We start from the raw sequence: 23,509 nt of genomic DNA, 5'->3' as shown, positions 1-23,509 counted from the left end.
GGATGGCTCCTATACGGTCTTGAGCTTCAGGGAAGCGGTGTAGTTATCGGAAGGTGAATAGTTGGCCATGGGCCACACGGGCTGTGCAGTGAACGCCTGTTGGTTTTCTTCATGGCGGAAGCGCACCTGGTAGCTTTTCCCCCGCAGCACCAGGGTGTAGATGGCCTTCGGCCGGGACGCCAGTTCCTGCAACGCCTCGACGTCGGAACGCTTGATCCATTTCCCGGATTCGAGCGTGATGGGCCGGCCGCCAACCAGGGCGCTTGAGTAGTTCAGCTCCGACCCATCCAGGGCGCGATCCGAGGCACCGCTCACCGGAATCCAGGAGAACTCATCCGTCCACAACAGGCCGTCCGGCAAAAACAAAGTATCGAGACGGATCACGCTGCCACCTCCTTTTCACCACCGCCACCAGAACCGTCGCTGATGACGTAGGTAACGGTCCATCGAGATATCACTTGGGACTCGGACGGCAGGGCACCAGCGCCCCGAAGATTCAGGCGGCCCTCTGGTAGGGGGATATCAACGTCCTCACCAGGCTGCAGGGTCGTCTTCTCGGAAGAGCTGCTGACGATCCGTTCACCGGCCAAGGGCAGCTGGTAGTAAGCCCGAAGGGAGAAACCAGCCAGGGTCACAGCAAAGGGCCAGGGGTTGCGAAAACGGATCTTGCCGCCCTCTGGCCAGACCGCCACCAGCGACCACTCGCCGTTGTCGTCCTGGCTGCTATAGGTCTGGTGCTTGGCCAGGGCCTGCACCGCCATGTCCTGGTCGTCATAGACCTCAAACTGCACTAGGTGCCGTCCATTCACCGGGCGGCCATTGCCAATGCTGGCGGACTGAATTTCCAGAGCCCCTGCCTTGTTCAAGATTCGATGGGCATAGGTCGTATAGTCATGCCCCTGATACATGGCGTAGAAGCCTGAGTACCCCGCCTGGAAGTCGAGGTAGACGCGATAGGTGCCAGCCATGGGGGCGGTATCGATGACCCCGAGCGAATCAGGGCCGGCGCCGATCATCAGCTCCGGCTTCAACTCCCCTGCCGTGAAGACATTCCACCGCACATGATCCTGGATGCACCTTCCGTCAGGACGCTCAAGGGTCAGCGTAAATTTCGAGGCATCAACGCCTTCGGGCCGCACAGTGAAATCTCCATCCTCCTCGAGCCGCCAACTGGGGAGCGTGGCCGGGGGTTCCCGATAGGTGACCGTACCGACATCGAAGTTGCCGCAGTTCAGGACCAGGCCGAACTGGTTGTTGGCGATAAGGACGTCGCCGTGGTACCTAAACGAACCCAGGAACAAAGGCGAATGCGAGGGCGTCCGCAGGGAGAAAGACGCCCCTTGCAACTTGGAAAAATCAAATATCAGGTTGATCTCCGCCTGCGCTGCCGTCGCAAAGAGGGAGCGACTCACCTTGCCCAAGGTGCTGGGCACGCCGAAGGTCAGCCGCAGGGCCGTCTGCAGGCGTGTCTCCTGTCCAATGCCGCCAGATTCCAGGGACGGCATGGCCGTGGATAGCCTCAAATTAATGCCGGTAGATGCGGGTGTCTCAGCCGGCTGGTCCGGGTTTTCATAGCGTCTCCAGGCCTCGGCCATTCTGTCTCCGGCATCGGCGACGAAGCGATAGCGGGCTCTGTCGGCCATGTAGTTGTTCTGGAAGTGCTCGACCCACTCAGGCTTGGGCGGCGCGTCCCAGTACGACATGTTTTCATCATCAGCCACCCACTCGCCGAGAATCCACTTATCGTCCTCTGCCAGGTAGTCCCGCAGATCACGGCTCGGCGGCTCACCCCGGCCGAAGTGCAAAGAAAGGGCGGAAGAAGCCATCAGGCCACCCGGCTCAGTTGATTGAGTGCAGCCACCAGGCGCTCGGCTTCGCTGCGGTCGGACTGCACCCGCACCGGCTCTTGCAACCCCGGCAGGGAAAGATTGACGTCCACAACGTCGCGGGAGCTGCTCCCGTTTGCAGCGGCCGCACCGGGGATGCCTACCAGGCCGCCCACGGCGAACGCCGGCAGAGGGGCGCGCATGGCGTTGTAGTTCAACATGGTCCCGAGACCGTAGTAGCGGACTGCTTCTTTACGGATCACCACCTCACCAGCCTCCAGCAGCGCATGGATGCGGTCACCGCCACCATATCCGGGAAGATGCCCCCCGGAGTTGAAGCGCTGGGGAGCAATGCCGACCAAACCACCGACGCTGTGGGCCTCTACCGTGTTCTGGACAACGGTAACGGTGACCGTCTTGTCCTGCAGCGCATCAAGAGAGGCCTGGATTGCCGTGATGTTGGCCTGGGCTGCCTCGATGTTTGCATCGATCTCGATCAGGCGCTTTTTCTTCTCCAGCTCATCGAGCTGGGTGGCCAGGTCGGCCAGCTGCTCCTTCAAAGAGGCCGCCTTGGTAGCGGCGCCTTCGGCGGCCTTCTGGTTTGCATCGCCAGCCGTCTTGGCGGCGTCGGCTGCGATCTTCCCGGCCTTCTCCACGATGCCGATGGCCTGGCCGGTGTTTTTCAGGCTGCTGCCCAGGGATTCGGCCTGCTTGGCCAGGGACTCGGCCGCTGCTGCTGCCTTTTCAGCCCCGGTGGTATCTCCCTTGCCGGACAGGCGCACGGCCTCGGCGGCGCGGGCTGCTGCGGCCGCCAGCTTTTGCTGGGCCTGGGCAGCGATATCAGCCTGCTGGGCCGACTCGGACATGTCCCGGCGGCGAAGCTCCCGGACCCGGTCAGCGGTGGACATCTGGATGTCAGCAGCCCGCTCGTAGGCGGCGCTAGCGGCCTGGCGGTAACGCTCCACGTCACGGAGGGCTTCCTCCATGTCGTGCTTCTTCTTCTCGGCGAGCTTTTGCACCGCCTTGATACGGGCCTCAATGGCCTTTTCCTCTTCCAGGACTTCCTTGCCAGCCAGCACAGCCTGGCGTTGCGCAGACGCCTCGGCGAGCTTCTTCTTCTGGCCTTCCAGCTCCTGGTGCAGGCCGATCATCTTGTTGGCCCAGTCGGTAGCCGTGGCCAGGGTGCGGCCGATATCGGCATTGGGATCGGCCAGGACGGCCTGCTTCAATGCCCGCAGCTTCTCGGCGGATTCGGTAAGGCCGGCGGATTTCAGGCGCTCGATCTGGGCGTTGAACTCTTTATGGACTTGAACAGCGCGGGAGATTCGGGCGCTTTCGTCGTCCAGTTCCTGCCCCCCCATGAAGCGCTGATAGAACCACTCCACGGCTTTTCCACCAGCATAGAAGCCGGTAGCCAAACTTGCCGCTCCGACATTGAGGCGGGCCAAATAGGGGGCCATCAGGTTCATATTTGCCGTGGCAGTGGTCAGTGTTCCAGCCAGGCCCGCACCAACGCCAAAACGGGCAGAAACCGTTCCCGCCATCCAAGCCAATGACCCCAGCGCCACACGTAGCGTCCCAATGCTATTTGCTACGGCCAAGCCAATGACAATGAATCCCCCAACTGCACCAATATCCTTTACGAAATCTCGGACGCCAGCAGTCATTGCCATGAGAGCATTGGCTATTGCTGTGATAGCAGGAAGGAACGGCGTTCCCAGAGCATCCCCCAGGGCCTTGACCTGCTCCGTCATCCGCTTGATGGCGGCCTCGGTAGTGCCTGCCTGCTTGGCCGCCTCCCGGCCGACGCCGCCCTTGGCTTCTTCGGAGGCAGCCAGCTTCAGGGCATCCCGGTATTTATCCACCCCCTCCGCCAGCAAGGCTATATCGTCGGCGTACTCCCTGCCGATGAAGCCGGACAGCACGTCGATCTTGACCGACTTCGGCAGCCGCTCCAGGGCTCCCAGGAACGTCTCTACCGCCTGCTGGGGCTCGGTCTTCAGGATGGTCGAGAACTCGGTGATGGAGAGGCCTGTACGCTTGAAGGCCTCCTGGGCCTTGGCCTCTGCACTTTCGACGGTCGCCAGCTTCTGTAGCAGCGCGGCGATGGACGTTGCTGCAATTTCCGGGGGGCGGCCTAGGGAGAGGAAGGCCGTGGCCAGGGCGGCAGTCTGGCGGGCAGAGAGACCAAAGATATTGGCCATGCCCGACACCCGGGTCATGACGTTGAGGATGTCCTTCTCGGTGGCGTTGGTGTTGTTGCCCAGGTAGTTGATAGTGTCACCGAGGTCTTGCACCTGCTCCATGGAGAGGTGGAAAACGTTCATCAGCTTGGCGATGGCGTTACCGACGTCCTCGGCCGACATGCGGAAGGCAATGCCCATGGTTCCGGCGAGTTGTACGAACTCACTCAGCTTGTCGGTGGGGATGCCCATCTGGGCACCGGCCGCCGCCATGCCTGCCAACTCCTGGGCGGTATAGGGCAGGGTCTGGGTGAGGTCTTCCAGCAGGGTCTTGAAGCGCTCCAGCTCCTTGGGCGACTTGAAGTCGGCGACCTTGGAGACTTCGGCCATGGCGGTTTCCATGGCCATGGCCTGGCGGGCGGCCAGGCTCAGGATATAGAACTGGGCAGCCAGAGCCACCGCGCCCGCCCGGACCTTCTCAAAGGTGCCCAGCAACCCATTCTTGGCGGCCTGCAGTTCCTTGGTGCGTTCGATCACCTTCAGCTGGGCCTGGGCCAGCTCGGCGGCCGACAGTTTGCCGCTGGCAGCCAGGCGGTTGTAGGAGGCCTGAACCTGGGCGATCTGGCGGTCGATGTCACGGAACTGGGTGACGCCCAGGTTGCCCCGGGCGGTACTGAGCCGGGACGCCTGCTGGGCGCGCTCGGCCTGGGCCTTGGTGGCTGCCGCGTAGCGTTCGGCCTCGGCGGCCGCCAGCGCTTCGGCCTGGCGTGCCCGATCCAGAGCGGCGGCATTGGCGACCAGCTCGGTCCGGCGGTTCATCAGCGCGGCCGTCTCCGCTACCCACTGCTCCTTTGCTGCCCGGGTGGCACTGGCGGCCGACGCCGTGGCCTTGGCCAGCACCTCCTGGCTGCCGCCCGAATCCTTGGCCGTTGCCGCCAGGCGCTTCAGCTCGGCCTCCCCCAGCCGCCACTGGATATAGGCCTTGTCGGCTGCTTCCCTCCCGGATGCAAACGCGCTAAGCTGGGCTTTGCGGGTCTCTTCGAGAGCCGCTACCGCGCTTTTCGCATCGCCGGTGAGTTTTAGCGCAACGACTAAATCGGAGCCAGACGACATGAAGGTTTCTCACAAGTCCTTGGAAGTTGCCCCCTGGGCCGGGGGCTTGCTGGGTGCGGTTGCGCTCTTGTATCCCGCCGCTGGCCAGGGCATGGCCTTGTTGCTGCTTGGTGCCCTGGCGCTTGGCGGTATTGCCTTTGCGGCCACCTTTCTCTACGCGCTGGCCCGGGGCTGACCTACTTCTTTTGATGCCGGCCCAGTGCCTGCATGAAGACGCGCCACGGGTAGTCCCAGATCTCGCTGTGCCCTAGTTCGGCCAGAGCCAAGGCCTGGTTTTCCAGCCAGATCAGGCTGCGCTCTGGGCTAACACCTTGCCCCCCGCCTCCTCCAGCTTCTTCCGCAGCTCGAAAAAACTCTTGTTCACCTTCTTGCAGAAGTCCCGCAGGCTTTCCAGCTGAGACGGGGCTGACTCCTCGATCTCTTCGTCCGTGATATCGGCCATAAACTTCAGATCGGGAAGGGTCACGTCATCGAGCAGGACCAGATCGACGGCAGAGAGCTTTTCCAGGTCTTTCATCATGCCGTCGGCCAGCCAGGCGCGGATTTCCTTGACGGTCAGTTCCCGGACCTTGATATCCCGGACGCCTTCAAGGGGAAAGGTCTTCTCAACGCGCATGGCCATGGTCAGAAGCCCGTCCGCACGCGCATGTACTTGGAGAGGCCGACGCCGGTCTTGGTCTCATCCTTCTGAAGGGTGCCTTCCAGGTCGAGGGAGACGAAGTCGTCGCCGATAAATTCGATGGACTTTGCCGGACCAAACTTCACTTTGAAGAAGTCGCCAGAGGTGGGCTTCTCGTCCACTTCATTCACGCCATCGAAAAGCAGCCTGTAGTCCGCGGCGATATTGACCAGGGCTTCGATGTTGTGACCAGCCAGCTTGGTGTAGGCCACCTTGATTTCGGCGTCGGCCGCGATGCTGCCGCCTTCCAAGATCACGAAGCCAGCACGAACCCGCCGGTAGTCTTCCCCTTCGACGTAAGCGTCGCCGGCGCCGGCCGGGGTAACGGCCAGGGACTGGGTCATATCCTGGGGAAAGTCCAGGTACACCAGGGTTCCTGCCGCGCCAGCCGTATGAGCCTCGGCAACCACCGCGCCGCCGGTAAAGGCGGTAGCGTCACCACCCAGGGCCAGAGCCAGGGTCTTGATCGAAACCTTCCGCAGGCTGAGAGCCACCTTGGCTGACTTGACGCGGATGATTTTGGTATCGACACCGCCGCCCGGGTTTTCGTAATCGGGCAGCTCCTTCTCTTCCAGCTCGACGGTATAGGTAACCTTGGACGAGTTACCCAGGGACTCCAGGGCTTTTGCCCCATAGAGGGACAGGTAGGGAGTCCCCTTGAGAATGGCGGCAACACTGTAGGACATATTGATCTCCGGTAAATCCAGGGCGGATTGAATAGCGACAGGGCCATGCTAAGGCCCTGCACCGGAGGTCGGCAGGGGGGCGGGTGTCGGCAGTTAAGGGGACAGGTCGGCCAGTTCCTGGCGCAATGCCGCGGCGTCGGCTTCCAGCTGCAGTAGCTTGGCGGCAGGGAATTCCGGCGTCGGCTTTCCCGCGACCAGGGCGGCAGCAACCTCCCGGGCCGGGCGAATACTGGCGGTGTCGATGGCGGCCAGGGCATCCATGATCTCGGCGCGGCGATCCGGCACCGTCTCCGGCAGCGGCGCTTCCAGCTGCGGGATGTCTTCTGCCACCCAGGAACCAGCCTCGGGACGGTAACGCTTTCCGGGCTCTACCTGGGGCGGTGCCAGTTCAATGCGTCCACCGGGAATGATGAACACGCCCGGCTCCCGCTGGCATGCATCGGCCACCGCCGGCCCCACGAAGTAGCCCGCGTCATCGAGCTGAGAAACGATCTTTTCCATGTTCATGCGTCAGTACTTGATGCAGGCCAGCATGGCCACGTTGCGAGGACGGGTTTCTGTAGCCGTCCGCGGCGATCCATTGACGCCATCGCTCATGGGTGAAATAGCTACCCCAGTGCCCGTCAATCGAACACCGCTTCCAGACCCTGCTGCAGAGTTCAAAGCGTTTTTGTAGGTAATCGAACCATCCCCGAAGGTATGCCCCTGAAATGCATCATTTTGCACACTCCCGATACCACGGCCGGCATCTACACCCCGACCATCGTCCAGGCCACGCAGGAATTCTCCGCGCAGGTCAGGAATGCGGAAGGTGGTGGAACCGTCGCCAGGGGAGAACTGGCCAGCCTGCCATGCTGCATCTGATGCCGCCATGTTGCCGCTGGCCACGGCATAGGCATACAGCTCGGGGTAGGCTGCACGATTGAGAAGAGCCCCATTGATTTTCAGCCATCCCGCAGGGGCAGTCGTGCTCGGGAAGTAGGCGATAGCCCCGGTCGGAATGCCCGCCCCGTTGCTTTCCGCCTGCAGAGCCTTGATATCTGCGCCGATAGTTTGAATGACGGCGACGACCCGGGCCACCAGACTCATGCGCTAGGCCTTTGCCGCCGTGTACACCGCCACCAGGTCTGCCTCCGTGTCGCCCAGGCCCAGGTTCTGGCAGGCCTGGGCCTTCTGCTCGGTGGTCAGCGTCTGGACATCGGCAAAGCTCAGGCGATTGCCCACGGCCGTCAGCAGGCCGCCCACAGCGTCGTCGGAGTCGCCCAGCCTGGTGACGATCTCCTGCAGGGTGTCCCATGCCGGATCGACGCCGCCCAGGATGTCGGACTTCACTGCAGCCAGTGCCGTTACCAGCTTACTGGCCGACCAGGTCTTCCCGGTTTCACCGGCACCGGCCGCGTCATCGATGACGGCGCCGCCATTCGCAGCCCCGATCTCCGCCTGCAGCTCGTTGATGGCGGCGACCAGGCTGGTCTTGGCTTCGGTGCCCAGGGCGGCCAGGCTGCCCTGGGCGATCATCAGCGACTTGATGTCGGCGCCGATGGCTTGAACGAGGGCGGAAATGCGGACGGCAAGGGACATGGGGAACTCCTAGAGCTTTGCGATCTGGTAGGCCAGTACCAGGTCGTCGTTGAACGTATCGGTGCTGGATGGGCCGGGAGGGCCTTGCCTGGCCACCTCGACCACCTCCAGGTGGTGGTTTTGAATCGCCACGACCTCGGGTTTGCCGCTATGAATGACGGCCAGCTCCCGGGTAATGACCTCGACAATTTCACGATTCACCCGGCCGCCTCCAGGTAACCCACCCGCCCCCTGAAGAAGAGGGATGCGTTACCGGCGGCGTCGAAGAAGGTCAGCCGGTAACGGCTATGGGTCTCAGCAATGCCCCGGGTGTCTTCGCCACTCAGGCGGATGGCCGTCGTTCCCTCGGCGCCGCCCAGGGCGACATGCCCGCTTTCCGTATTGAAACGGAGCGGTGCCGCCGTAGGATCGGTCACATCGAGCAGTACCAGCTCGGCGCGGCAGCCGGTCAGATCAATGGGGGTGCGGTCAGGGTTGAGGCGGGTGAAAAGGAACTCCCAGGGGAAGCCCTTTTCGATGGCATGGGGGCCGACCAGGTCAAACGAGGTGGCTGCCATCAGTCCTCTTCCACTCCGGTCAGGGTGTGGGTGGTGGCCACCGCCACCGGCAACAGGTAGAGCCCGCGCTTGGGGAGCCAGAGCGGCCCGCCGGCCGGGGCCAGGGTGAAGCGGGAATAGCCTTTGGCGGGCCGCCATCCCAGCAGCCCCTTGAGCAAGGTATCAGCCAGGGGCAGCGCCTCGCCTTTGGCTCTTTGGGCGGCGCCGGCCTGGGCGGAGGACGCAACGGCAATGGCCAGGAGCCAGGTGCTTTCCACCTTGGCATCGGCTCCGGTTTGGGTCAGCGGCTTGTAACCATCGTAGGCGATGGGGATTGCCGGCAGGGCGGGCAGCTTGGCGGCTTCGTCCAGAAGGTCACCGAGGGACGGGCTTCTATCCTTGAATTTCGGCAGCAGCTCACCGACGCGCCGCTGCAGGGCTTCCTCAACAGGGGTGAACATGTCAGCTTTCCCCGAAGGTGCGGGGGCGGGTCCGGACGACCATGCCGCTGGCGGCCGGGGTCGGCATCGGTACGGTGGCCGGGGCAACCGGCAGGGCCATCAGCCCCTTGCCGATGGACACCAGGTCTTTCATGGCGGCATCGTAGCGGGCCTTGACGGTGTCGTTCATCACGCTGACGTAGAGGTAGCCACGGGCCAGGTCGAGAACATAGCCCCGGACAGCCTCGGCCGGGACCGGCAGGGTATAGCGGCCGGCCAGGTAACCATTGACGGTCGTCTCGGCGCGGACGATAGCCCGGTTGGCCACCGTCGCGTCGATCTCGCCGGCCGGAGGGTCGGAACGATCCGTCAGATCACGGATTTCACGCTCCCCGAACTCGGCGACCAGGTCAGCGACGGTGGCGTAGGACATGGTTTAGATGCCCCGGACGATACGGATCAGGTCACCATCCGCCAGGGCCGCATCCAAGGCGATGCCGTTGGACAGGCCTGCATCCTTGGGAATGGCCTTGCCCGCAGCATCGGACTGGACATCGGCGCCTGCGGAAACGGCAGCACCGGCTTCCACCAACATGATGCCCAGCACATTGGCCGGAGCAACGTTACCGGACTCGGTGTCGGCCTCAACAACGCCGATGGCCTTGGCACCGGCCGCGCACAAACCGCCGTCGAAACCGACAAAGCGGCGCTCCGGCAGATGGGAAAGGGCCAGCAGCGAGTGCACCAGCACTACTTTTTGGGTTTGGTTCATTTCTTCACTTGCTCCTGTTTTTTGCCGGCGGCGGTGGCTTTCTTACCGTTACCAGCGGGGGGGGTGACAACAGCAGGATCACTGGTCTTTGCCGTTACCGGCTCCAGCCAGCGCTCTGCATCCTTGGCGGCGGCATCGTCCAGATCGACCTCACCCCCCTCGGGGATGGTGTTTCCACCCCCGAGGTCCAGGTCGATACCGACAACGCGATAGCGCTTGGTGGTCATGGCTTAGGCGTTGGTGTCGGAGATCAGATAGCCGGCATCGGCACCGACGATCACGGGCTTGTAGATGTCGGTATGGCGGACGTTCTGGACCTTGCCGCCGGAGCCGCCGTCGTACTTGTCGGTTTCCGGCATACCCTTGAGGCGCAGGGTGTAGCCGAAGCTGGGCTCTTCATAGTCGGCATTGCGGCTGGCGTTGGGCTTGGCCACATAGGCCAGGATCACGTTGTCGCCCCAGATGTCGTCGGTGGTGATTTTGTTACCGGCACCGGAACCGCCCAGGGCTTCGCCGATCTGGATGTCGTCGACGCCGAACAGCATTTTGAGATGCTCCAGGGTAACCAGCTTACGTTCCTGGGAACCCAGGGCCGCCTGCAGCTTGGTGTGGAACTTGAGGGACTGATAAACGGAGGCCCCCATCACCATGGTGTTGGGCCGCTTGCCGATCCGGCCGCGGATCACTTCCTTGCCGGCTTCCACGTCAGCGATGGGGTCGCCGCCATTGCCGCTCCAGCGGGCAGTGCCAGAGAGAGCCTTCTTTGCCCCGGCCTGGAAGCTATTCGGATTCTGAGCCAGAGCGGCGCAGGCGTATTCCCGGCGCAGATCGATGGCATCCTTCACCCGCTTGGCGGCGCGGGACTCGGCGTCGAACATGGACTCGGACTTTTCCCGGTAATCCACCGGGTAGGCCAGGTCGTGTTCCCGAAGGACCACGTCCAGCTCACCGATGCCGTCGGGGACCATGACATTGGAAGCAGCCCGGATGGCCCGCTCCGTATCCCACAGCAGGAAGGACTCCTTGCCGAACAGGGGGACGACGACCCCTTCCTTTTCGGTGATGGCGATGGGGAAAAGAGATTCGCCGATGTACTGGGCATTGCTGTAGCCCCGGGCGATGCTGGTGAGAACCGGATCGACGACCCGGAGCGACTTGAGACGGTCAGCCATGGTGGCGACTCCTTCTAGGTTGAGGCAGGCAGCGCCGGCCGGTTATTACTTGATGAGACGGCGGACGGCGTCCTCGTAGGGGATACCTTCCTTGGCGGCGAGGGCCGTTGCCTTGTCATGGATTGCCAGGCGATCCGCATCGGTACGCTTCTCCGAGAACTCAGCATCAGCCTCCGGCTGACCAGCAACCTTGTCCTTGGTGGCCAGCTCGGAAAACTCGACCAGGTCGGGCAGACCGGAGAACAGGCCCTTGAAGGCTTCGGTCAGGGGCTTCTTGCTTTCGCCTTCGCCGAACTCCACCGGGGTTTCCTGGCTGGCCAGGTGGTCCAGGGTGGCCACAACCACCTGGCGCTGTTCCGGTTTGAGCTTGCCGGTGAGAGCCTCGGCAAAGGCCACGTTGTCGTCGTGGCGCTTGGCCAGTTCTGCCTGGCGGGACTGCGCCTGCAGCTGAGAGATTTGCTGCTGCAACTGGGCGTTCTTGGCCTGCAGCTCGGCCGCTTCTTCCGGTTTCACGGTGTCGTTCTCCTGGGTGGTGGTGGGCGGGTCAGAAAAGGCGGGGCCGAGCTGGCCGGATTCTTCCGCCCGCTCCTGGCGGGCTTCGTCTTCCAGGTTGGCCACGGCGTAATCGGGTATAACCTTGTCGGCCTCTTCCAGGCCGTACTTGCCGATCCACCAGTCACGCATGCGGCGGAACAGGACGGCGACCTGGGTGTCTGCCCAGCCGGAGAACTCAACCCCCTCGGTAAAGCAGACGCAGCCGTCGTCCTCCTCGGAAAACTCCGGCTCATCCATGCCCTTGACGGAGGGGGGCTCGGCACCAAGGAAGCCGATATGGCGCAAGTACCAGACGCCCGGGACCGGGTTGTTGGGGTCCGTGGGCCGGTAGAACTTGGAGGAAATGGTGCCGTAGCGGCCGGTATTGACGCTCTCGGCGAACTCGGGAGCGACCTTCATGGGCTCGGCATACAGGCCTTTGCTACCGGCCGTCAGGGCCTTGGCCCAGCCCTGGGCGGGATCGTCGGTCTTCGGATGGCCGATCACCAGGGGCGCCTTGTGCAGCTTCGGGTCGTAGGCTGCGGCGGTTGCCCGGAGGTCGGCCTCGGTGAACTCGATCTCTTCCCCGGCTGCCGTGGTGCGCTTGCCAGCTTTGAAGATGTGCAGGAGCTTGGGTGCCTTGGGAGGCTGGGGGGCGGTTTTGGTATCCATGCCGGCAGTTTGGATGCCGGGCAGGACGGTTGGCAGGGGGGCGGATGTCGGCAGTGGAACGACTACCGGAGGGGAAAAAAGGGGGGGTTGGCGATTTTGCGGGGTTCGTTATGACCTTCGTCTGTCATCAGGGGCCGTTACTGGCGCGTTACTGGCGATGAGAGCGGACCTCCTGCGCCCGTGATTCACGCCAAGGCGAAAAAATCGATCCTGGCGCGATTGTGGGGCTCTACTGTTCGCGCTCACCCTTCCCACTCAAGAGGCCCTATGAAAAAACAGATCCTGCTCGGTATCACCCTCGCCGCTCTGGGCGCCACCGCCGCCATCGCCCAGGAGCAGTCACACCCCCAGCAACTTCCGCAAGTCGGTCGCTTTCAAGTGATTGAGGCCACCTTCACTTCCGCCCCCGACAACCCAGAAAAGCAATTCATGGGGGTGCTCAGACTGGATACGGCCACTGGCGAGATGGTCTTTTGCGACTACATCTATCTTCACGCAAACGACAAGCAGTGGCACGCCAATGGGAACTGCGCGCCTTTCCAGGCGCCCCAGGGATACCTGATCAACAAGCGTCAAAAGAAGTAGAGAGCCCCACCTGGATCACTCCAGGTAGCCGGCGATCAGCTCCACTATGGCGGAGCGGTCGCCGGCGGACAGCCCCAGATAGGGCCGCGCCGGAATGTCGCCCCAGGGAGCCCCGCCTCCCAGGGAGCCCTTGTCGGCGCCGTACTGCAGAACCGCCGCCTGGATGCGGTTGGAGCCGACCTGCAGAACCGCATCGGTTGCCTGGTAGAGAATCTGGCTGCCCAGCTGCCGCGTCGCCCCTACCAGGGGCTTCTTGTTCTGGGCCAGGGCGGCCCCCCGGGAAATGATCCGTCCGGTCTTCTTGCTGTAGCCCCCCCGCTCCCCAATGTAGCGCTCCATGGTGGTCTGGCTGTTGGACGCCCAGCGGCTGCCGTCTGGCGCCCGGGACTCCACAAAGCGCATGCGGGTAGTCTCGGCCAGGTGTTCGCCGATGGCCAGGAGCAACGGACGCGGGCGCTGCAGGCTCTTCACCTTGGCCGCCAGGGCCGATTGGACGGCCAGCTCGTTGGCCTCGAGCTTGACCAGGCTCATTGCAGCACCGAGGCGGCATGGGCCGCCAGGGCGGCCCCGATCTGAGGAGAGAGCCGGATCAGCTTGTCATCCACGAAGGCCTGCAGCTCGTCCTTGGCCCTGGCGCCTGGCATGTAGTCCCAGCCCTTGTCGATACCCATGGGGGCGCCCGTCCGGGGATCGATGCCGTCGTCTGGCGGGTTGTCGAGGATGCGAAAGCCCCAGGCCTTCGCATCCTGGATGCTGACGGCCACGATGTAACACTGACAGCCCCAGCCGTTGGGGGTGTAGTGGGTCTGGAACCATGGATGGTTTGCCGGCAGGGTGATGCCGTTCCATGACACATGCAGGGGGCGGGGGTGCAGCACCGAGTCCCGGTGCCGATAGGTCCAGAACGGCTTTGCCTTCAGGAGGTCGGGGTCCAGTAGCTGCTTCAGCCGGCCGGCGGAATAGCTGGTGTTGAGGTTGGTCTGGTAGATGACCCGGGTCCGCCAGTCCCGGCCTTCCTTGGTGCCGTCGCCGGTCCAGCCGGACCAGCCGTGGCGGCCGACGATGCTGTCAAAGTCCTTGCGGAACTGCTCCAGGGTGGTGCCCTGGGCGATGGCCTTGGCCACGGCGTCGGCCAGGTCTTGCAGCAGATCGGCGGCCTGGGCGCCGGCAACCACCCAGGCCCGGTCATGGGCGGCCGTCTGGATGTCGTCCCACCGCTCGGTCGGTAACGCCAGCTTGCCCATGAAGAAGTCGATCTGTTCCTGGAACGGTAGCCGGGCCACCGCCTTTGCATCTCCCTGGGGCGGGAAGTTGATGGCCGCCATCAGCTTTTCCCGCCGACGCCGGTCTCCTGGACCACGTCCGCCACACCGGCCAGCTCGGCGGCGGAAAAGCCCAGCTCCATGACCTTGGCCAGACGCTCCACCGGCAGGTCACCGAAGGCCTGCAGCAGCTTGTCCCGCACATCTTCCAGGGTTTCGGCCTGGTCAATGATCAGGCGCACGTGCTTGAGGATGTACGCCCAGGCCTGCGCCCCTTCCCTGGCCTGGGTATCGGCCGCGATCTCGGCGTAGGTCGGTGCTGACAGACCTCCCTCGGAGAACTGGGCCGGCGGCGTTACCTCGGTGCCGGCCTGGCCACCGACCTGGGGAGCCAGGTCACCAGGCTTATAACCGTAGGCGCGTTCAAAGTAGCGGTTGGTGAACCTGGCGCCGGACTCGGATACCGACTTGTCGCGGTCGGCCTGCAGCTTGTCCTGGGACTCCTGGTCCCACATCGACCACACCGGCCGCTCGGCGCCGCCCCAGTTCAGCTCCACCGTCCAGCGGATCAGCTCGTTGAGGGTCTCGGCCACGATGCCGGCGTCTCCGTCCCGGATATCGTCGGCCACTTCCAGGCCGGCCGTGGCACTGGCCCGGTTGGAGTTGGCCTCCACCGTCTGGTTGGTGCCTGTCAGGGCAATGCTCACCTCGGAGCGGCAGTACATGACCAGGCGCTCGTACAGATCGGCGCTGGCGGCCTTGCCGGCCGCTTCAAGGATTTCCACCGAGGAATCGTCCGGGATCACGGCTACCGCATCCTGGATCATGGCTTCCAGGTTGTCGGCCAGCTGGTCCTTTTCGCTCTGTTGCGTTCCACGCGGGGTTTTGCCGACCGCCCAGGGCGTACCGTACTTCTCGGCGAAGTTGAGCCAGAACTTCACCCCGCCCTTCTTGAAGACGATGGGCCAGAAGCACATGGACAGGTCGGGGAAGCCGTAGGGGTTGGCATAGGTGGGCTCCTGGCGGGCCACCAGGAACTTCATGGGCGGCAGCTCTTCACCATTGACCGGATTGGAGCGGCTCTTGAACCGCAGCTGGTTGTTGTCGTCGTAGCCGAACCACTCGGCCGGCTTGGACTCCACATTGACGGGGACCACCAGCCCCCCGACCTTTCCCCAGGAAACCTCCAGGGGCTGGTAGCCATAGAGGACGGCATCGAGAATCTCGCCGATGATGCGCTCCAGCTGCAGGTCGGCGAAGATGGCTTCGATGTTCTTGGCCACCCGGTTCTTGGCCTTCTCCCGGTCCAGGCCCCACTCCAGTGCCTTTACGGCCGCCTTGCGGCGACGGACGCAGCCGCCGACGTGGGCATCGGAGCGCAGCTCACGGTAGACGCGCAAGTCCTGGCCCCTGGCCTTGAGTATCGGGTCCGGGTTGGGGAGCAGCGTTCCCAGGCTGAAGAAGTCCGTGCTGCGGCCCCGGGTTGCGATCTGCTCGGACAGACTCGCCGCCCTGCCGGCCTCGGAGAACCTGACGAATTGATGCTCGTTGATGTAGATGCCTTGGGCCATGGTCAGTACCTGTCTGCAATGCCGCCCCGGGTATTACGGGGGCGAGAAACCACCGATACGGGGCCGGATGCGACCTCCAGGGTGGCGAAGTTGGCCAGGGCGCCGGCTCCGGCAAAGTCGCCGTGCCGGTACAGCTCCGGGTCTTTGAGGTCTTGGGAGCGGGCCTTGACGATCATGGGGATGCCATCGACGGTCTCGATGGCGCGGATGTCCTGCTGCAGGGAATCGTCTTTTGGCAGGCTGATGGTGCCGTCCTCGAATAGCTGGACAAACTTGGGCATCCAGGCGCCGTACCAGTTGCGGCTGATCTTGACCTGCTCGATGCGGTTCCGGCCGAACTCATCGGCGGTGTCTTCTGCCAGGGTTTCGCCGTTACCGGACGCATCCAGGGCGGCACCGGCAAAGCGGGGAAGGCTGCGGATGATGAAGAAGAGAACCAGCTTCTGCTGCCGGGCCGGCACCTTGTGCATTTCCACCACGAAGGGGACGTCCCGGCGCCTTGCCTGATCCACTCCCATGGGGCATATGATGGAAAAGTCCCGGTGGCGAGCGTAGTCCATGCCCAGGAAGTGGCGCATGGCCGGGTCTAGCTTGGCGACGACCGGCGCAAGGTGGATGTTGATCCATTCCTCGACATAGGCGTCGCGGCGATAGACCGGCTGCTTGGTGAAGTCGTCATCCAGGGCGAGGCGCAGGACGGGCCGGCCCGGCACCATGGCGTCCTCGATCCAGACGCCGGGGATGCACACACCGTTACCGTCCCGGGGGATGGCGTCCAGCTCCTCGCGCATCTGGGCCTTGCGGGGACCGTAGGCGTTTCGGATTTTCTTGTACCAGCGCTCTTTGCCTTCGGGCGTGGGCGTCTCGCCGCTCATAAAGCACACGCGCTCGTAGAGGCCATTGGCCACGGCATCGTCAAAGGTGGCCTTATAGACCACGGCGTCGTCGCCGTAGCGCCCCTCCCGGATATCGGTCGCCATCCCGTTGAAGGGATTGCTCTTGCCGTTGTGGCTGCTGATGATAACGATGCGGCCGCCCCAGATCAGGAGGGCGGTGGCCGCGTCAAGGACGGTGGCGACGTCACGGTGGAAGGCCGCCTCATCGATGATGACCTTGCCCTGCAGGCCCCGGATGTTGGCCGGGTTACTGGACAGCGCCACGATCTTGAAGCCACTGGCGAAGCGGATGCGGTAGGCGTTGATCTGGCGCGTGTTGCCGTGTTCGTCCTGGTCATCGAACAGGAACTCTTCGATTTCGCTGACGCCGGAAGCCTGGGCCTCGGCGATGACCCGGGAGAACTTGGCGCAGTAACCGATGAACTCCAGGCCCTTCTCTTTGGTGTCGCCGATGTAGAAGACGTCCATCCCCCCGGCGCTCTTGCGAGAGGCTGCCGTGATGACGGAGTCCAGGGCTTCGGCGAAGGTGATGCCGGTTCGGCGGCCTTTCTCGCACAACTTGATCTGGGCCTGAATCCCCAGCCATTCGGCCTGGTGAGCCATCAGGATGCCGGCGGTCAGGGGGTTCAGGCTTGAGGGAATCTGGCGTACAGACTCCGGCAGCTCGTCCCACTCGACGACGCGCAAGGTGCTGGAGGATGGCTTGAGAGCCATCATGGAACCCCGAGGAATTTCTTACGCCAGAACATGACCTGCTCTTCATTCATGCCGCCAGCCTTAAAGCTGGCCTCCAGCTCCTGAGCCTGCTCATTCAGCAGTTCCTGACGGATGGCCTGGCGCACGTCCGCCTGGTACTTCTTCAGATTCACGCTGGCCCGGGAGAGCGTGGCGATGTTCTTGGCCGCCGTGGAGAGCAGCTTGACCCGCTGCTCCGGCTTGATGGACGCATCGGTGGCCTCCTGCAGGTTCACCAGGGTCTCGAACAGCTCGGTCTGGACCAGGGCGATCACGGCCTCGGAGCGGGCGTCCTGGTCATCGGCCGCGCCTTCGGTCAGCATGCGGGCGGCTTCGGTACTGGCCTTGATGGCCGCCAGACGGCGTTCCAACGGCTTGCCGTAACGCTGGATGGCGCTTTTGCTGATCTGGAATCCCCGCTCCCGCAATTCCTCTTCCAAGGCCAGGTACTGGGAGAAGTTCTTTTCCATCAGGGCCGACACCAGCCAGGCCTTCACCTCCGGCGGCAGGGCTTCGACGCTGCTGCGCTTGGCCATGTCAGCCCCAGTACTTCTCGGGCCGGGCAATCCCGGGCTCGACTTCCACGGTGTACTCGGCCACGTCGGTGCCGACGCGGGTCAGATCGGCCCACCAGCGGCCGGAGGGTTCCTTGCGCAGTTTCACCAGCTCCCGGTCCTCCAGGTAGTCGAGCTGCTGGCGGACTTCCAGGGGCGTCACGTCCGGATAGATGGCCCGCATGGTCATCTGGACCACGTCTTCACACACCGGCTCCGGCCGGGCGTTGTAGAGGGCGAGGATCAGGTACCAGCGCAGAGATTCGCGCCGCACTTTGGCTTGGTCGATGTTCATTGCAGGGCTCCCTTGCACTGGGCCTTGTAGATGGCATCCAGCTTGGATTCGATGATGGTTTGATTGCGGACGTAGTCATCACGCCGGACATACTTGTGCGGCAGTTCGACCTTCAGTTCCATCAGCTCACGCTCAACACGACGCCATTCCTTTCCAGCTTCGTTAAGTGTGTTTTCAAAGTTGTTGAAGCGTTGGTCCCAGTGCCCCATGCCTTCGATACGGGCCTTCTCCTGCGCTACAAAGCGCTCATCGAGGCGCTTGTCGAATTGCCAGAGGAGCAGCTTGCCGAAGCCGAAGACCATGCCCAGGAAAGCGATGGTCACGTAAATGAGGTGCCACAGTTCAAACTGGATGGGCATGGTCTTTCTCAGTAGTGGTGTCGGTTCAGTGCATCGTCCAGCTCGGCCTGGCAATGCACACAGGTCTGGCAGCCGGGGGATGCCTCCCGGCGTTCCTGGGGAATCGGGTCATGGCAGACGGCGCAGCGCTTGGCAGAGGGAGTGGCGGCCTGGGCTTCCATCATCTGGTGGTGGGCCTGCCAGGCAGCCTGCCGCTCGGCCTGCTCCAGTTCGCTGGCCTGATCGAAGGCGCGCTTACTCATCACCCCGGAGTTCCTTGTTGGTCTTCTCGATCCACTCCACCAGTCCCTTCAGCCGCTCCCTGGCCAGGTGATACAGGCCCGCCGAGATCACGTGGTTCTCCGTTAGATCGTCCAGATGGTTGCTGGCCGGCTCCGGCAGATGCTCCGGCGGTAACGTCGTCAGGCTGGCCGGCGGGGTCAGCCTGGGCACCATGGTTTGCTGACCGCCAGCGGCGCATGCCGTCAGCGTCAAGGCGACAATCAGGAGGTGAAGGATTCTCTTTGACATGGGCGCGGCCCTCGGTGACCAGGCGCTGGGTGTGTTCGGCCTGCTTGGTTTCGGACTGGATGGTTTTGACCTCGACCTGGTGGCCGACTTCAGCAGCCTTGTCGTGGCGCTCGATGGCGGCCTCCTGGGCGCCGACCTTGCCGGCCTGGCACTGGGTATCCCCGGCCGAATCGCCCCACAGGTATCCGGCACAGACTCCGAGGAAGAAGGCCACGGAAAGGTAGGCAAGAATGCGGATCACCACGGACCTCCCATGCAGCGGCGGTACTCGGACTGGCGGCGCTTGGTCAGGCCGGGAATCCGAACCAGGGGGCACTCCCACTTGCCCGTTTTTGGGTTCTGCACCCTGGGCTTGGTGCAATCGCGGAACTTGTCGAAGTCCAGGATGGTCAGGCAGGCCGCTTCATATTCCTCCCGCTCCAGCTTTCCGGGGATGGACGAATCGCAGACCGCTCCGGCGCCCACGTTGTAGGCCAGGCTGACGTAGGCGTCGTATTCGTGCTGGAACAGCTTGGCGTTGATGCAGCCCTTGAGGGTCTGCTCCTTCATGGTCACGGTGCGAACCATCAGGGCCAGGCCGGCCGGGGGGGTGATCTTGTCTCCCAGCTGGACGGGGGAGCCATCCGGCCGGGTGGTGCTGCCGAAGGCATAGGTAGGCTTGTCGCCCGGGAGGGGCTGGGTTGCAGTACTTACCCAGCCTTCGTAGCCGGCAAGCCCGCCGAGGCCGAGTGCAGAGAAGCCCAGGGCGGCGATGGTGATGCGGTTAAGCTCCAAGGCGCTTTTCCTCGTAACGATTCGGCACAAGCCAACATGGACCGTCGTCGGAAAAGAACCGGGCGCGGCCCTCCAGGGATGGAGAAGCCTTGCAGTAACCGTATCCATCAAGCCCCCGGCGACGTTCGTCGCCGGATTTCTCGTAGTGGATGCAGTCCCGGCAGGCCATGGGCCAATGCTACGGGCGCGGGTATGGAACAGCAGGGGGATGGCTGTCGGCAGCCAAATGAAAAGCCCCGCACAAGGCGGGGCTCAGAGGGTAGGAGGGGCTGGTCAGCGCTGGACAGCTTTCCTAACGTTTCCTTGCTGGTCGATAAAGAACATATCTTCGTGGACAACGTAACCACCAAAGCCATTCTTGGCCCGATAGCGGTGGTAGACGCTATAGCCACCGTCTTTTGGAGTGACCTTTCCCCAAGCGATTCCCTGATAGGAATCGGGGTCCCGCAGATTGCTCTTCAGGTAAGCCTCAACCTGATAAACAGATCCATCCCATTGGCTGTTATGTACCGATGGGGTTGGCAGCCTCCCCCAATTTGTAGCCAGTACCACTAGGGCAATGGCCAATGTAAAAACCAATGCAACCTTATTTTTTTCATCGGTATTTCGCCATTCGGCTTTCCAGCTTGCAGGGTAAAGCAATCCAGACGGGGCATCCTTCTCATAGTATTTGCGGCCACATCCCGGACACTGCCAAGACGGAACCTGCTGTTCATTTTCCTCCCGCACGTGCTGGCAGTGGGGACATACGGTTTGTTCGTTCATGTGACCTCCTACCTTATTTTGGCTCATGCAAATGAATTAGAACAAGGGCATCTGGCTGTCATCCGGCGGCGGCATCGGGGAGCCATCCGGGTTGGACGGTTGGGAAATGACGCGCTCGATGGTGCGGCTGGCCAGGTTGTACGTCAGGCCCAGCTCGAAGACGGCCTCCCGGTGGCTGTAGCCTCCGGCGCTGCTGACCAGGCGGTCGTAGTGGCTGCGGATTTTGTCGTGGGTCTTGGCCCACAGTGCGTCCTTGCAGGAAGGAACATCCAGAATCCCGCCCCCCCAGTGCATCACGATCCGGCGGGCGGCATGGTCGCCCACGATCTCCTGCAGCATGTCGTAGCGGCGCTGCCCCTTTGCGCTGTAGCGGCCAAACACCTTGGGGCAGGGATACTCCTGCCCGGGCCAGGCCGAGATGAGGCGGGCGGTGGCTTCCAGGCCTGCGACCTGGATCAGCTCCTCGGCGATCCTGGGGAAGGATGGAAGGTGGCGGATTTCCTGGAGGTCTTCAGGCGTCACTTCTTCGCTCCTTTGAATATCTGGCTTTGCTCCAGTCCCTTGGGTTGCCACATCAGGCCGCGATGTTCCAGCCAGGCATACACCAGGCGTTCGTTGAGGGTGCTTATGGCCTCCGGCGTTACCTGGAAGTCAACCTTTCTGGCTGGGAGATTCAAGGCGTAGTGGAAGGCTGCCCAGAGCGCCACGGCAGCACCGCACATGGCGCCGGCGAAGAAAACAATGAAGTCATGCATGCTTGGCTTCCTCCAGCTTCTTCGCCCAGCTCTCCAGAATCTGGATCAGCACGTGCATGTGCACCGGGCCGCAGGTTTCCAGGGGAGCCACCACCTTGCACACCTCACCGTTGCGCACGTAGCCCTTGGACTGGGCGATGATCCCCTCCACCCAGGCCTTGGGCATGATGCGAACCTTGGGCTCCTGCAGGGCGCCGATCTTCTGGGCGCAGCGGTAGATTTTCTTGGCCAGGGCCTGGGTCTCCACCGGCAGGCTGAAGACGAAGGCCCACTCGTTCGCGGGCTTTTTGTCGGCCTGCACCGGCCGGCGCTTGGCGGGCTGGCCCAGGCCCAGGCGGTCGAACTCGCGCAGCACGGTGTCAGCCTGGGCGAGACGCTTGATCTGGGTGGTGCTGTTAACGCCTGCGGTGCGCTGCAGGAGGGCACGGTAGGCGGCATCGTCCAGCAGCTCGGCCACCTGGTGGCGGCGGGTGCGGATAGCGACGATGCGGCGCTTGAGCTGGTCGGCGGGGAGCATGGCCATGACTAGACTCGCTTGAACTCGATCACCCACACCCAGGGGTTGGCATCCAACGACTCGCGGCCGTTAAGTACCACCCACTGCTGCGTGTATGCGTCTCGGGCTGATTTGTACCCACCGACGGCATGCGGTGGCCTCGGCTTCGGGAAATCCCAGTGGTAGATCGTCTTGTCGCCGGTCAGAGATTCGATGCCCTCCGCCAGCGCATCCGCCTCGCTGATCTCCTGCAGGCGCTCCACCCGGACGGCGGTGATCTCCAGCAGGATGCGGCTGGCCCAGCGGGGCATGTGGATGGAGGGCTTCCACGGCGCAGAAATTTCATTGCCGTTGCTGTCGGCCCAGCCGCCACCCGGTTGTTCGGGGTCTGCACGGTAGATCACGTCGTAGTTTTCGGGATCGTCTTCGGGAGAAAGCCCATCAGGATCAAAGACGGACAGCGCGAACGCCTCCCGCACCCACAGCCGGTCGCCAGGCTGTCCATAGTAGGGGCAGGCTACGAAGCCAAGCGGCCCACCGCGTGGATGATCCATCTGCGCACCAAAAATTCCGTCCGGGTTCGTTCTACCAATGGTCAGCCGAGGGCTTCTTGCGATAAGGCCAGACGTCAGCCATTCGCTTTGGCGGCCAGCTGCAGGCTTCACCAACCGCCGCGTTTGCGTCTTTCGGCCGCTTAGGATGGCCCGAACCATTGGGGCCGAAAAAATGATGGGACGCTCTTTCATGCTGTTCTCCTGGAAGTCTTCTGGCCGGGCGGCCCCGTTTCCGAGGCCGCCGAGTCAGGGGACTCGGGTTAGGGGTTGAGGGCCTTCTTCAGGGTGATGGAGACGGAGAAGCCGGGGGCCTTCTTCGCGGCGATCTGCACGTCCTCGCCGGTCTTCGGGTTGCGGCCGGTGCGGGCGGGGCGGTCCTTCACGGTGAAGCGGCCCAGGGAGGGGAAGGCGACGGCATCACCCTCCTGCAGCTGGTTGGTTACCACGTCGGCCGTGGTCTTGAGGATGGCCTCCACGTCCTTCTTGGAAGCGCCAGAGACTTCGGCGACCTTGGCGATCAGTTCGGCTTGGTTCATGTGTTGCTCCTTGTGGTTGGTTGCTACGGGAAAAATCAGTGGCCGACCTGGTCCGCCCAGTGGGTGTCGGTGGCGCCATCGGGGCCGGTGACCTCCACCGCCACCCGGGCCTCACCTTCCGGGCGGTAGAAGCTCACGGAGACGCCCTCGGGCAGTAGGCGGCCGACCATGGCCACCGCCTGGGCCAGCTCGGCCTGGGCGGTTAAATTGGGCAGGGCATCAGCCATGGAACATCTCCCGGGTGCCGCTGGTGAAAAAGGTGACACCGTTACTCCGGCGGCTGCCGTTTCCCTTCGCAGCCCAGGCGACCCAGGCACGAAGGGCATCAACAGCCGCCATTTTTCCTTCCGCTTCGGGAACTCCGGGAATAAGCAGCTTGCCGGCGCTGGCCCCCTGGCCATGTCGGGCCAGGACGCTGACGCGCCCCTTCAGGAAGGCATCAGGCCCCGAGGCAAAGACGATGCAGCCGCTGCCATCCGCCTCATCATTCGGTGCAACCTCGCCGAATTCGATCAAGCCGGATTTCCAGCACCAGGCCAGCATGGGAGTCATGTTGAAGTAGTTGCTGCAGTAGCAGCGCGGGCATACCGACTGGGTAACACCCTGGCAGCCTTTCTTTGGGACGTAGGGGCGTTCCGATTCCAGGTGCTTGTTACGGCAGCGGCAGC

At 63.3% G+C, this 23,509-nt stretch carries 36 protein-coding genes; 2 read left to right on the top strand and 34 right to left on the bottom strand.

What is annotated here, in order from left to right; genetic code table 11:
* Nucleotides 1-9: 9 nt before the first annotated feature.
* The 3 genes from ACLSSQ_RS00460 to ACLSSQ_RS00450 are packed head-to-tail and all read right to left on the bottom strand — an operon-like array spanning nucleotide 10 to nucleotide 5,122.
* Entirely contained in the window at nucleotides 10-384 is a 375-nt protein-coding gene (locus tag ACLSSQ_RS00460; protein WP_287874256.1) for a hypothetical protein, read from the bottom strand.
* Complete coding sequence (locus ACLSSQ_RS00455) at nucleotides 381-1,826, bottom strand: hypothetical protein (RefSeq protein ID WP_287874257.1); 1,446 nt, start codon at nucleotides 1,824-1,826, stop codon at nucleotides 381-383. The genes ACLSSQ_RS00460 and ACLSSQ_RS00455 overlap by 4 nt, the downstream gene beginning before the upstream one ends.
* Nucleotides 1,826-5,122: a phage tail tape measure protein gene (locus ACLSSQ_RS00450; RefSeq protein ID WP_416243474.1), complete on the bottom strand. Its 3,297-nt coding sequence runs from the start codon at nucleotides 5,120-5,122 to the stop codon at nucleotides 1,826-1,828. The genes ACLSSQ_RS00455 and ACLSSQ_RS00450 overlap by 1 nt, the downstream gene beginning before the upstream one ends.
* Between ACLSSQ_RS00450 and ACLSSQ_RS00445 the strand changes: the two genes are divergently transcribed.
* Nucleotides 5,121-5,297 (top strand): hypothetical protein, encoded by a 177-nt coding sequence (locus ACLSSQ_RS00445; protein WP_287874259.1) that lies wholly within the window; start codon nucleotides 5,121-5,123, stop codon nucleotides 5,295-5,297. The two genes, ACLSSQ_RS00450 and ACLSSQ_RS00445, sit on opposite strands and share 2 nt — an antisense overlap.
* A 111-nt stretch (nucleotides 5,298-5,408) precedes the next feature.
* Here the strand turns inward: ACLSSQ_RS00445 and ACLSSQ_RS00440 are convergent, their stop codons facing one another.
* From ACLSSQ_RS00440 to ACLSSQ_RS00380, 13 genes are all read right to left on the bottom strand, one after another.
* Nucleotides 5,409-5,744 carry a hypothetical protein gene (locus ACLSSQ_RS00440; protein WP_416243473.1) on the bottom strand — a complete coding sequence of 112 codons (336 nt, stop codon included), beginning with the start codon at nucleotides 5,742-5,744 and terminating at the stop codon, nucleotides 5,409-5,411.
* A 2-nt stretch (nucleotides 5,745-5,746) separates the two neighbouring features.
* Nucleotides 5,747-6,487, bottom strand: coding sequence for a hypothetical protein (locus tag ACLSSQ_RS00435; RefSeq protein WP_416243472.1), 741 nt, complete (start codon nucleotides 6,485-6,487; stop codon nucleotides 5,747-5,749).
* 93 nt (nucleotides 6,488-6,580) lie between these two features.
* On the bottom strand, nucleotides 6,581-6,988 hold the full coding sequence (locus ACLSSQ_RS00430; RefSeq protein WP_416243471.1) for a hypothetical protein: 408 nt from the start codon (nucleotides 6,986-6,988) through the stop codon (nucleotides 6,581-6,583).
* 9 nt (nucleotides 6,989-6,997) lie between these two features.
* On the bottom strand, nucleotides 6,998-7,576 hold the full coding sequence (locus ACLSSQ_RS00425; RefSeq protein ID WP_416243470.1) for a phage tail protein: 579 nt from the start codon (nucleotides 7,574-7,576) through the stop codon (nucleotides 6,998-7,000).
* 3 nt (nucleotides 7,577-7,579) lie between these two features.
* Nucleotides 7,580-8,068 carry a hypothetical protein gene (locus tag ACLSSQ_RS00420; RefSeq protein ID WP_416243469.1) on the bottom strand — a complete coding sequence of 163 codons (489 nt, stop codon included), beginning with the start codon at nucleotides 8,066-8,068 and terminating at the stop codon, nucleotides 7,580-7,582.
* Between the two features lie 9 nt (nucleotides 8,069-8,077).
* Nucleotides 8,078-8,269, bottom strand: a complete 192-nt coding sequence (locus tag ACLSSQ_RS00415; RefSeq protein ID WP_416243468.1) for a hypothetical protein — start codon at nucleotides 8,267-8,269, stop codon at nucleotides 8,078-8,080.
* Complete coding sequence (locus tag ACLSSQ_RS00410; protein ID WP_416243467.1) at nucleotides 8,266-8,625, bottom strand: hypothetical protein; 360 nt, start codon at nucleotides 8,623-8,625, stop codon at nucleotides 8,266-8,268. The genes ACLSSQ_RS00415 and ACLSSQ_RS00410 overlap by 4 nt, the downstream gene beginning before the upstream one ends.
* Nucleotides 8,625-9,065 carry a hypothetical protein gene (locus ACLSSQ_RS00405; RefSeq protein WP_416243466.1) on the bottom strand — a complete coding sequence of 147 codons (441 nt, stop codon included), beginning with the start codon at nucleotides 9,063-9,065 and terminating at the stop codon, nucleotides 8,625-8,627. Before ACLSSQ_RS00405 ends, ACLSSQ_RS00410 begins: the two co-directional genes overlap by 1 nt.
* Before the next feature lies 1 nt (nucleotide 9,066).
* A complete protein-coding gene (locus tag ACLSSQ_RS00400) occupies nucleotides 9,067-9,477 on the bottom strand; it encodes a gp436 family protein (RefSeq protein ID WP_416243465.1) in 411 nt (136 codons plus the stop codon).
* A gap of 3 nt (nucleotides 9,478-9,480) precedes the next feature.
* On the bottom strand, nucleotides 9,481-9,816 hold the full coding sequence (locus ACLSSQ_RS00395; RefSeq protein WP_416243464.1) for a DUF2190 family protein: 336 nt from the start codon (nucleotides 9,814-9,816) through the stop codon (nucleotides 9,481-9,483).
* Nucleotides 9,813-10,043 (bottom strand): hypothetical protein, encoded by a 231-nt coding sequence (locus ACLSSQ_RS00390; protein WP_287874268.1) that lies wholly within the window; start codon nucleotides 10,041-10,043, stop codon nucleotides 9,813-9,815. Before ACLSSQ_RS00390 ends, ACLSSQ_RS00395 begins: the two co-directional genes overlap by 4 nt.
* A gap of 3 nt (nucleotides 10,044-10,046) precedes the next feature.
* On the bottom strand, nucleotides 10,047-10,988 hold the full coding sequence (locus ACLSSQ_RS00385) for a hypothetical protein (protein WP_416243463.1): 942 nt from the start codon (nucleotides 10,986-10,988) through the stop codon (nucleotides 10,047-10,049).
* Nucleotides 10,989-11,033: 45 nt separating this feature from the next.
* A complete protein-coding gene (locus ACLSSQ_RS00380) occupies nucleotides 11,034-12,194 on the bottom strand; it encodes a hypothetical protein (RefSeq protein WP_416243462.1) in 1,161 nt (386 codons plus the stop codon).
* Nucleotides 12,195-12,461: 267 nt separating this feature from the next.
* On the opposite strand from ACLSSQ_RS00380, the gene ACLSSQ_RS00375 reads away from it, so the two are divergent.
* Nucleotides 12,462-12,779: a hypothetical protein gene (locus tag ACLSSQ_RS00375; protein WP_287874271.1), complete on the top strand. Its 318-nt coding sequence runs from the start codon at nucleotides 12,462-12,464 to the stop codon at nucleotides 12,777-12,779.
* 15 nt (nucleotides 12,780-12,794) lie between these two features.
* Here ACLSSQ_RS00375 and ACLSSQ_RS00370 read toward each other — a convergent pair whose 3' ends face one another.
* From ACLSSQ_RS00370 to ACLSSQ_RS00285, 18 genes are all read right to left on the bottom strand, one after another.
* Nucleotides 12,795-13,310 carry a phage virion morphogenesis protein gene (locus tag ACLSSQ_RS00370; RefSeq protein ID WP_416243461.1) on the bottom strand — a complete coding sequence of 172 codons (516 nt, stop codon included), beginning with the start codon at nucleotides 13,308-13,310 and terminating at the stop codon, nucleotides 12,795-12,797.
* Nucleotides 13,307-14,104 carry a phage minor head protein gene (locus tag ACLSSQ_RS00365; RefSeq protein ID WP_416243460.1) on the bottom strand — a complete coding sequence of 266 codons (798 nt, stop codon included), beginning with the start codon at nucleotides 14,102-14,104 and terminating at the stop codon, nucleotides 13,307-13,309. The genes ACLSSQ_RS00370 and ACLSSQ_RS00365 overlap by 4 nt, the downstream gene beginning before the upstream one ends.
* The gene (locus ACLSSQ_RS00360; RefSeq protein ID WP_416243459.1) at nucleotides 14,104-15,612 is read right to left on the bottom strand and encodes a DUF935 domain-containing protein; all 1,509 of its coding nucleotides are present in this window, start codon (nucleotides 15,610-15,612) and stop codon (nucleotides 14,104-14,106) included. The genes ACLSSQ_RS00365 and ACLSSQ_RS00360 overlap by 1 nt, the downstream gene beginning before the upstream one ends.
* 2 nt (nucleotides 15,613-15,614) lie before the next feature.
* Entirely contained in the window at nucleotides 15,615-17,222 is a 1,608-nt protein-coding gene (locus ACLSSQ_RS00355) for a hypothetical protein (protein ID WP_416243458.1), read from the bottom strand.
* Nucleotides 17,222-17,779 (bottom strand): DUF3486 family protein, encoded by a 558-nt coding sequence (locus ACLSSQ_RS00350; protein ID WP_416243457.1) that lies wholly within the window; start codon nucleotides 17,777-17,779, stop codon nucleotides 17,222-17,224. Before ACLSSQ_RS00350 ends, ACLSSQ_RS00355 begins: the two co-directional genes overlap by 1 nt.
* Nucleotide 17,780: 1 nt before the next feature.
* Entirely contained in the window at nucleotides 17,781-18,092 is a 312-nt protein-coding gene (locus ACLSSQ_RS00345; RefSeq protein WP_416243456.1) for a hypothetical protein, read from the bottom strand.
* Nucleotides 18,089-18,451, bottom strand: coding sequence for a hypothetical protein (locus ACLSSQ_RS00340; protein ID WP_416243455.1), 363 nt, complete (start codon nucleotides 18,449-18,451; stop codon nucleotides 18,089-18,091). The genes ACLSSQ_RS00345 and ACLSSQ_RS00340 overlap by 4 nt, the downstream gene beginning before the upstream one ends.
* 8 nt (nucleotides 18,452-18,459) lie before the next feature.
* Nucleotides 18,460-18,693, bottom strand: a complete 234-nt coding sequence (locus tag ACLSSQ_RS00335) for a TraR/DksA C4-type zinc finger protein (RefSeq protein WP_287874279.1) — start codon at nucleotides 18,691-18,693, stop codon at nucleotides 18,460-18,462.
* On the bottom strand, nucleotides 18,686-18,886 hold the full coding sequence (locus tag ACLSSQ_RS00330) for a hypothetical protein (protein ID WP_416243454.1): 201 nt from the start codon (nucleotides 18,884-18,886) through the stop codon (nucleotides 18,686-18,688). The genes ACLSSQ_RS00335 and ACLSSQ_RS00330 overlap by 8 nt, the downstream gene beginning before the upstream one ends.
* Nucleotides 18,887-19,198: 312 nt before the next feature.
* Entirely contained in the window at nucleotides 19,199-19,735 is a 537-nt protein-coding gene (locus ACLSSQ_RS00325) for a glycoside hydrolase family protein (protein ID WP_416243453.1), read from the bottom strand.
* 273 nt (nucleotides 19,736-20,008) lie between these two features.
* Nucleotides 20,009-20,500: a hypothetical protein gene (locus ACLSSQ_RS00320; protein ID WP_416243452.1), complete on the bottom strand. Its 492-nt coding sequence runs from the start codon at nucleotides 20,498-20,500 to the stop codon at nucleotides 20,009-20,011.
* Between the two features lie 36 nt (nucleotides 20,501-20,536).
* The gene (locus tag ACLSSQ_RS00315) at nucleotides 20,537-21,022 is read right to left on the bottom strand and encodes a Mor transcription activator family protein (RefSeq protein ID WP_287874283.1); all 486 of its coding nucleotides are present in this window, start codon (nucleotides 21,020-21,022) and stop codon (nucleotides 20,537-20,539) included.
* Complete coding sequence (locus ACLSSQ_RS00310; RefSeq protein ID WP_416243451.1) at nucleotides 21,019-21,255, bottom strand: hypothetical protein; 237 nt, start codon at nucleotides 21,253-21,255, stop codon at nucleotides 21,019-21,021. The genes ACLSSQ_RS00315 and ACLSSQ_RS00310 overlap by 4 nt, the downstream gene beginning before the upstream one ends.
* Nucleotides 21,248-21,778 carry a phage protein GemA/Gp16 family protein gene (locus tag ACLSSQ_RS00305; protein WP_416243450.1) on the bottom strand — a complete coding sequence of 177 codons (531 nt, stop codon included), beginning with the start codon at nucleotides 21,776-21,778 and terminating at the stop codon, nucleotides 21,248-21,250. Before ACLSSQ_RS00305 ends, ACLSSQ_RS00310 begins: the two co-directional genes overlap by 8 nt.
* A 2-nt stretch (nucleotides 21,779-21,780) precedes the next feature.
* Complete coding sequence (locus tag ACLSSQ_RS00300) at nucleotides 21,781-22,497, bottom strand: hypothetical protein (RefSeq protein ID WP_416243449.1); 717 nt, start codon at nucleotides 22,495-22,497, stop codon at nucleotides 21,781-21,783.
* A 68-nt stretch (nucleotides 22,498-22,565) separates the two neighbouring features.
* Nucleotides 22,566-22,841 carry an HU family DNA-binding protein gene (locus ACLSSQ_RS00295; RefSeq protein ID WP_416243448.1) on the bottom strand — a complete coding sequence of 92 codons (276 nt, stop codon included), beginning with the start codon at nucleotides 22,839-22,841 and terminating at the stop codon, nucleotides 22,566-22,568.
* A gap of 35 nt (nucleotides 22,842-22,876) precedes the next feature.
* Nucleotides 22,877-23,068, bottom strand: coding sequence for a hypothetical protein (locus tag ACLSSQ_RS00290; protein ID WP_416243447.1), 192 nt, complete (start codon nucleotides 23,066-23,068; stop codon nucleotides 22,877-22,879).
* Nucleotides 23,061-23,393 (bottom strand): hypothetical protein, encoded by a 333-nt coding sequence (locus tag ACLSSQ_RS00285; RefSeq protein ID WP_416243446.1) that lies wholly within the window; start codon nucleotides 23,391-23,393, stop codon nucleotides 23,061-23,063. Before ACLSSQ_RS00285 ends, ACLSSQ_RS00290 begins: the two co-directional genes overlap by 8 nt.
* Nucleotides 23,394-23,509: the final 116 nt, after the last annotated feature.

Source organism: Azospira sp. APE16 (assembly GCF_047901315.1).
GTDB lineage: Bacteria > Pseudomonadota > Gammaproteobacteria > Burkholderiales > Rhodocyclaceae > Azospira > Azospira oryzae.
This window is presented reverse-complemented; position numbering and strand designations above follow the sequence as displayed.

Excerpts from the sequence above, each read along its gene's own strand:
- ACLSSQ_RS00455 (WP_287874257.1), bottom strand. The coding sequence starts at position 1,826 with ATGGCTTCTTCCGCCCTTTCTTTGCACTTCGGCCGGGGTGAGCCGCCG.
- ACLSSQ_RS00445 (WP_287874259.1), top strand. The coding sequence starts at position 5,121 with ATGAAGGTTTCTCACAAGTCCTTGGAAGTTGCCCCCTGGGCCGGGGGC.
- ACLSSQ_RS00450 (WP_416243474.1), bottom strand. The coding sequence starts at position 5,122 with ATGTCGTCTGGCTCCGATTTAGTCGTTGCGCTAAAACTCACCGGCGAT.
- ACLSSQ_RS00440 (WP_416243473.1), bottom strand. The coding sequence starts at position 5,744 with ATGGCCATGCGCGTTGAGAAGACCTTTCCCCTTGAAGGCGTCCGGGAT.
- ACLSSQ_RS00435 (WP_416243472.1), bottom strand. The coding sequence starts at position 6,487 with ATGTCCTACAGTGTTGCCGCCATTCTCAAGGGGACTCCCTACCTGTCC.
- ACLSSQ_RS00430 (WP_416243471.1), bottom strand. The coding sequence starts at position 6,988 with ATGGAAAAGATCGTTTCTCAGCTCGATGACGCGGGCTACTTCGTGGGG.
- ACLSSQ_RS00425 (WP_416243470.1), bottom strand. The coding sequence starts at position 7,576 with ATGAGTCTGGTGGCCCGGGTCGTCGCCGTCATTCAAACTATCGGCGCA.
- ACLSSQ_RS00420 (WP_416243469.1), bottom strand. The coding sequence starts at position 8,068 with ATGTCCCTTGCCGTCCGCATTTCCGCCCTCGTTCAAGCCATCGGCGCC.
- ACLSSQ_RS00410 (WP_416243467.1), bottom strand. The coding sequence starts at position 8,625 with ATGGCAGCCACCTCGTTTGACCTGGTCGGCCCCCATGCCATCGAAAAG.
- ACLSSQ_RS00405 (WP_416243466.1), bottom strand. The coding sequence starts at position 9,065 with ATGTTCACCCCTGTTGAGGAAGCCCTGCAGCGGCGCGTCGGTGAGCTG.
- ACLSSQ_RS00400 (WP_416243465.1), bottom strand. The coding sequence starts at position 9,477 with ATGTCCTACGCCACCGTCGCTGACCTGGTCGCCGAGTTCGGGGAGCGT.
- ACLSSQ_RS00395 (WP_416243464.1), bottom strand. The coding sequence starts at position 9,816 with ATGAACCAAACCCAAAAAGTAGTGCTGGTGCACTCGCTGCTGGCCCTT.
- ACLSSQ_RS00390 (WP_287874268.1), bottom strand. The coding sequence starts at position 10,043 with ATGACCACCAAGCGCTATCGCGTTGTCGGTATCGACCTGGACCTCGGG.
- ACLSSQ_RS00385 (WP_416243463.1), bottom strand. The coding sequence starts at position 10,988 with ATGGCTGACCGTCTCAAGTCGCTCCGGGTCGTCGATCCGGTTCTCACC.
- ACLSSQ_RS00380 (WP_416243462.1), bottom strand. The coding sequence starts at position 12,194 with ATGGATACCAAAACCGCCCCCCAGCCTCCCAAGGCACCCAAGCTCCTG.
- ACLSSQ_RS00375 (WP_287874271.1), top strand. The coding sequence starts at position 12,462 with ATGAAAAAACAGATCCTGCTCGGTATCACCCTCGCCGCTCTGGGCGCC.
- ACLSSQ_RS00370 (WP_416243461.1), bottom strand. The coding sequence starts at position 13,310 with ATGAGCCTGGTCAAGCTCGAGGCCAACGAGCTGGCCGTCCAATCGGCC.
- ACLSSQ_RS00365 (WP_416243460.1), bottom strand. The coding sequence starts at position 14,104 with ATGGCGGCCATCAACTTCCCGCCCCAGGGAGATGCAAAGGCGGTGGCC.
- ACLSSQ_RS00360 (WP_416243459.1), bottom strand. The coding sequence starts at position 15,612 with ATGGCCCAAGGCATCTACATCAACGAGCATCAATTCGTCAGGTTCTCC.
- ACLSSQ_RS00355 (WP_416243458.1), bottom strand. The coding sequence starts at position 17,222 with ATGGCTCTCAAGCCATCCTCCAGCACCTTGCGCGTCGTCGAGTGGGAC.
- ACLSSQ_RS00350 (WP_416243457.1), bottom strand. The coding sequence starts at position 17,779 with ATGGCCAAGCGCAGCAGCGTCGAAGCCCTGCCGCCGGAGGTGAAGGCC.
- ACLSSQ_RS00345 (WP_416243456.1), bottom strand. The coding sequence starts at position 18,092 with ATGAACATCGACCAAGCCAAAGTGCGGCGCGAATCTCTGCGCTGGTAC.
- ACLSSQ_RS00340 (WP_416243455.1), bottom strand. The coding sequence starts at position 18,451 with ATGCCCATCCAGTTTGAACTGTGGCACCTCATTTACGTGACCATCGCT.
- ACLSSQ_RS00335 (WP_287874279.1), bottom strand. The coding sequence starts at position 18,693 with ATGAGTAAGCGCGCCTTCGATCAGGCCAGCGAACTGGAGCAGGCCGAG.
- ACLSSQ_RS00330 (WP_416243454.1), bottom strand. The coding sequence starts at position 18,886 with ATGGTGCCCAGGCTGACCCCGCCGGCCAGCCTGACGACGTTACCGCCG.
- ACLSSQ_RS00320 (WP_416243452.1), bottom strand. The coding sequence starts at position 20,500 with ATGAACGAACAAACCGTATGTCCCCACTGCCAGCACGTGCGGGAGGAA.
- ACLSSQ_RS00310 (WP_416243451.1), bottom strand. The coding sequence starts at position 21,255 with ATGCATGACTTCATTGTTTTCTTCGCCGGCGCCATGTGCGGTGCTGCC.
- ACLSSQ_RS00305 (WP_416243450.1), bottom strand. The coding sequence starts at position 21,778 with ATGGCCATGCTCCCCGCCGACCAGCTCAAGCGCCGCATCGTCGCTATC.
- ACLSSQ_RS00300 (WP_416243449.1), bottom strand. The coding sequence starts at position 22,497 with ATGAAAGAGCGTCCCATCATTTTTTCGGCCCCAATGGTTCGGGCCATC.
- ACLSSQ_RS00295 (WP_416243448.1), bottom strand. The coding sequence starts at position 22,841 with ATGAACCAAGCCGAACTGATCGCCAAGGTCGCCGAAGTCTCTGGCGCT.
- ACLSSQ_RS00290 (WP_416243447.1), bottom strand. The coding sequence starts at position 23,068 with ATGGCTGATGCCCTGCCCAATTTAACCGCCCAGGCCGAGCTGGCCCAG.
- ACLSSQ_RS00285 (WP_416243446.1), bottom strand. The coding sequence starts at position 23,393 with ATGACTCCCATGCTGGCCTGGTGCTGGAAATCCGGCTTGATCGAATTC.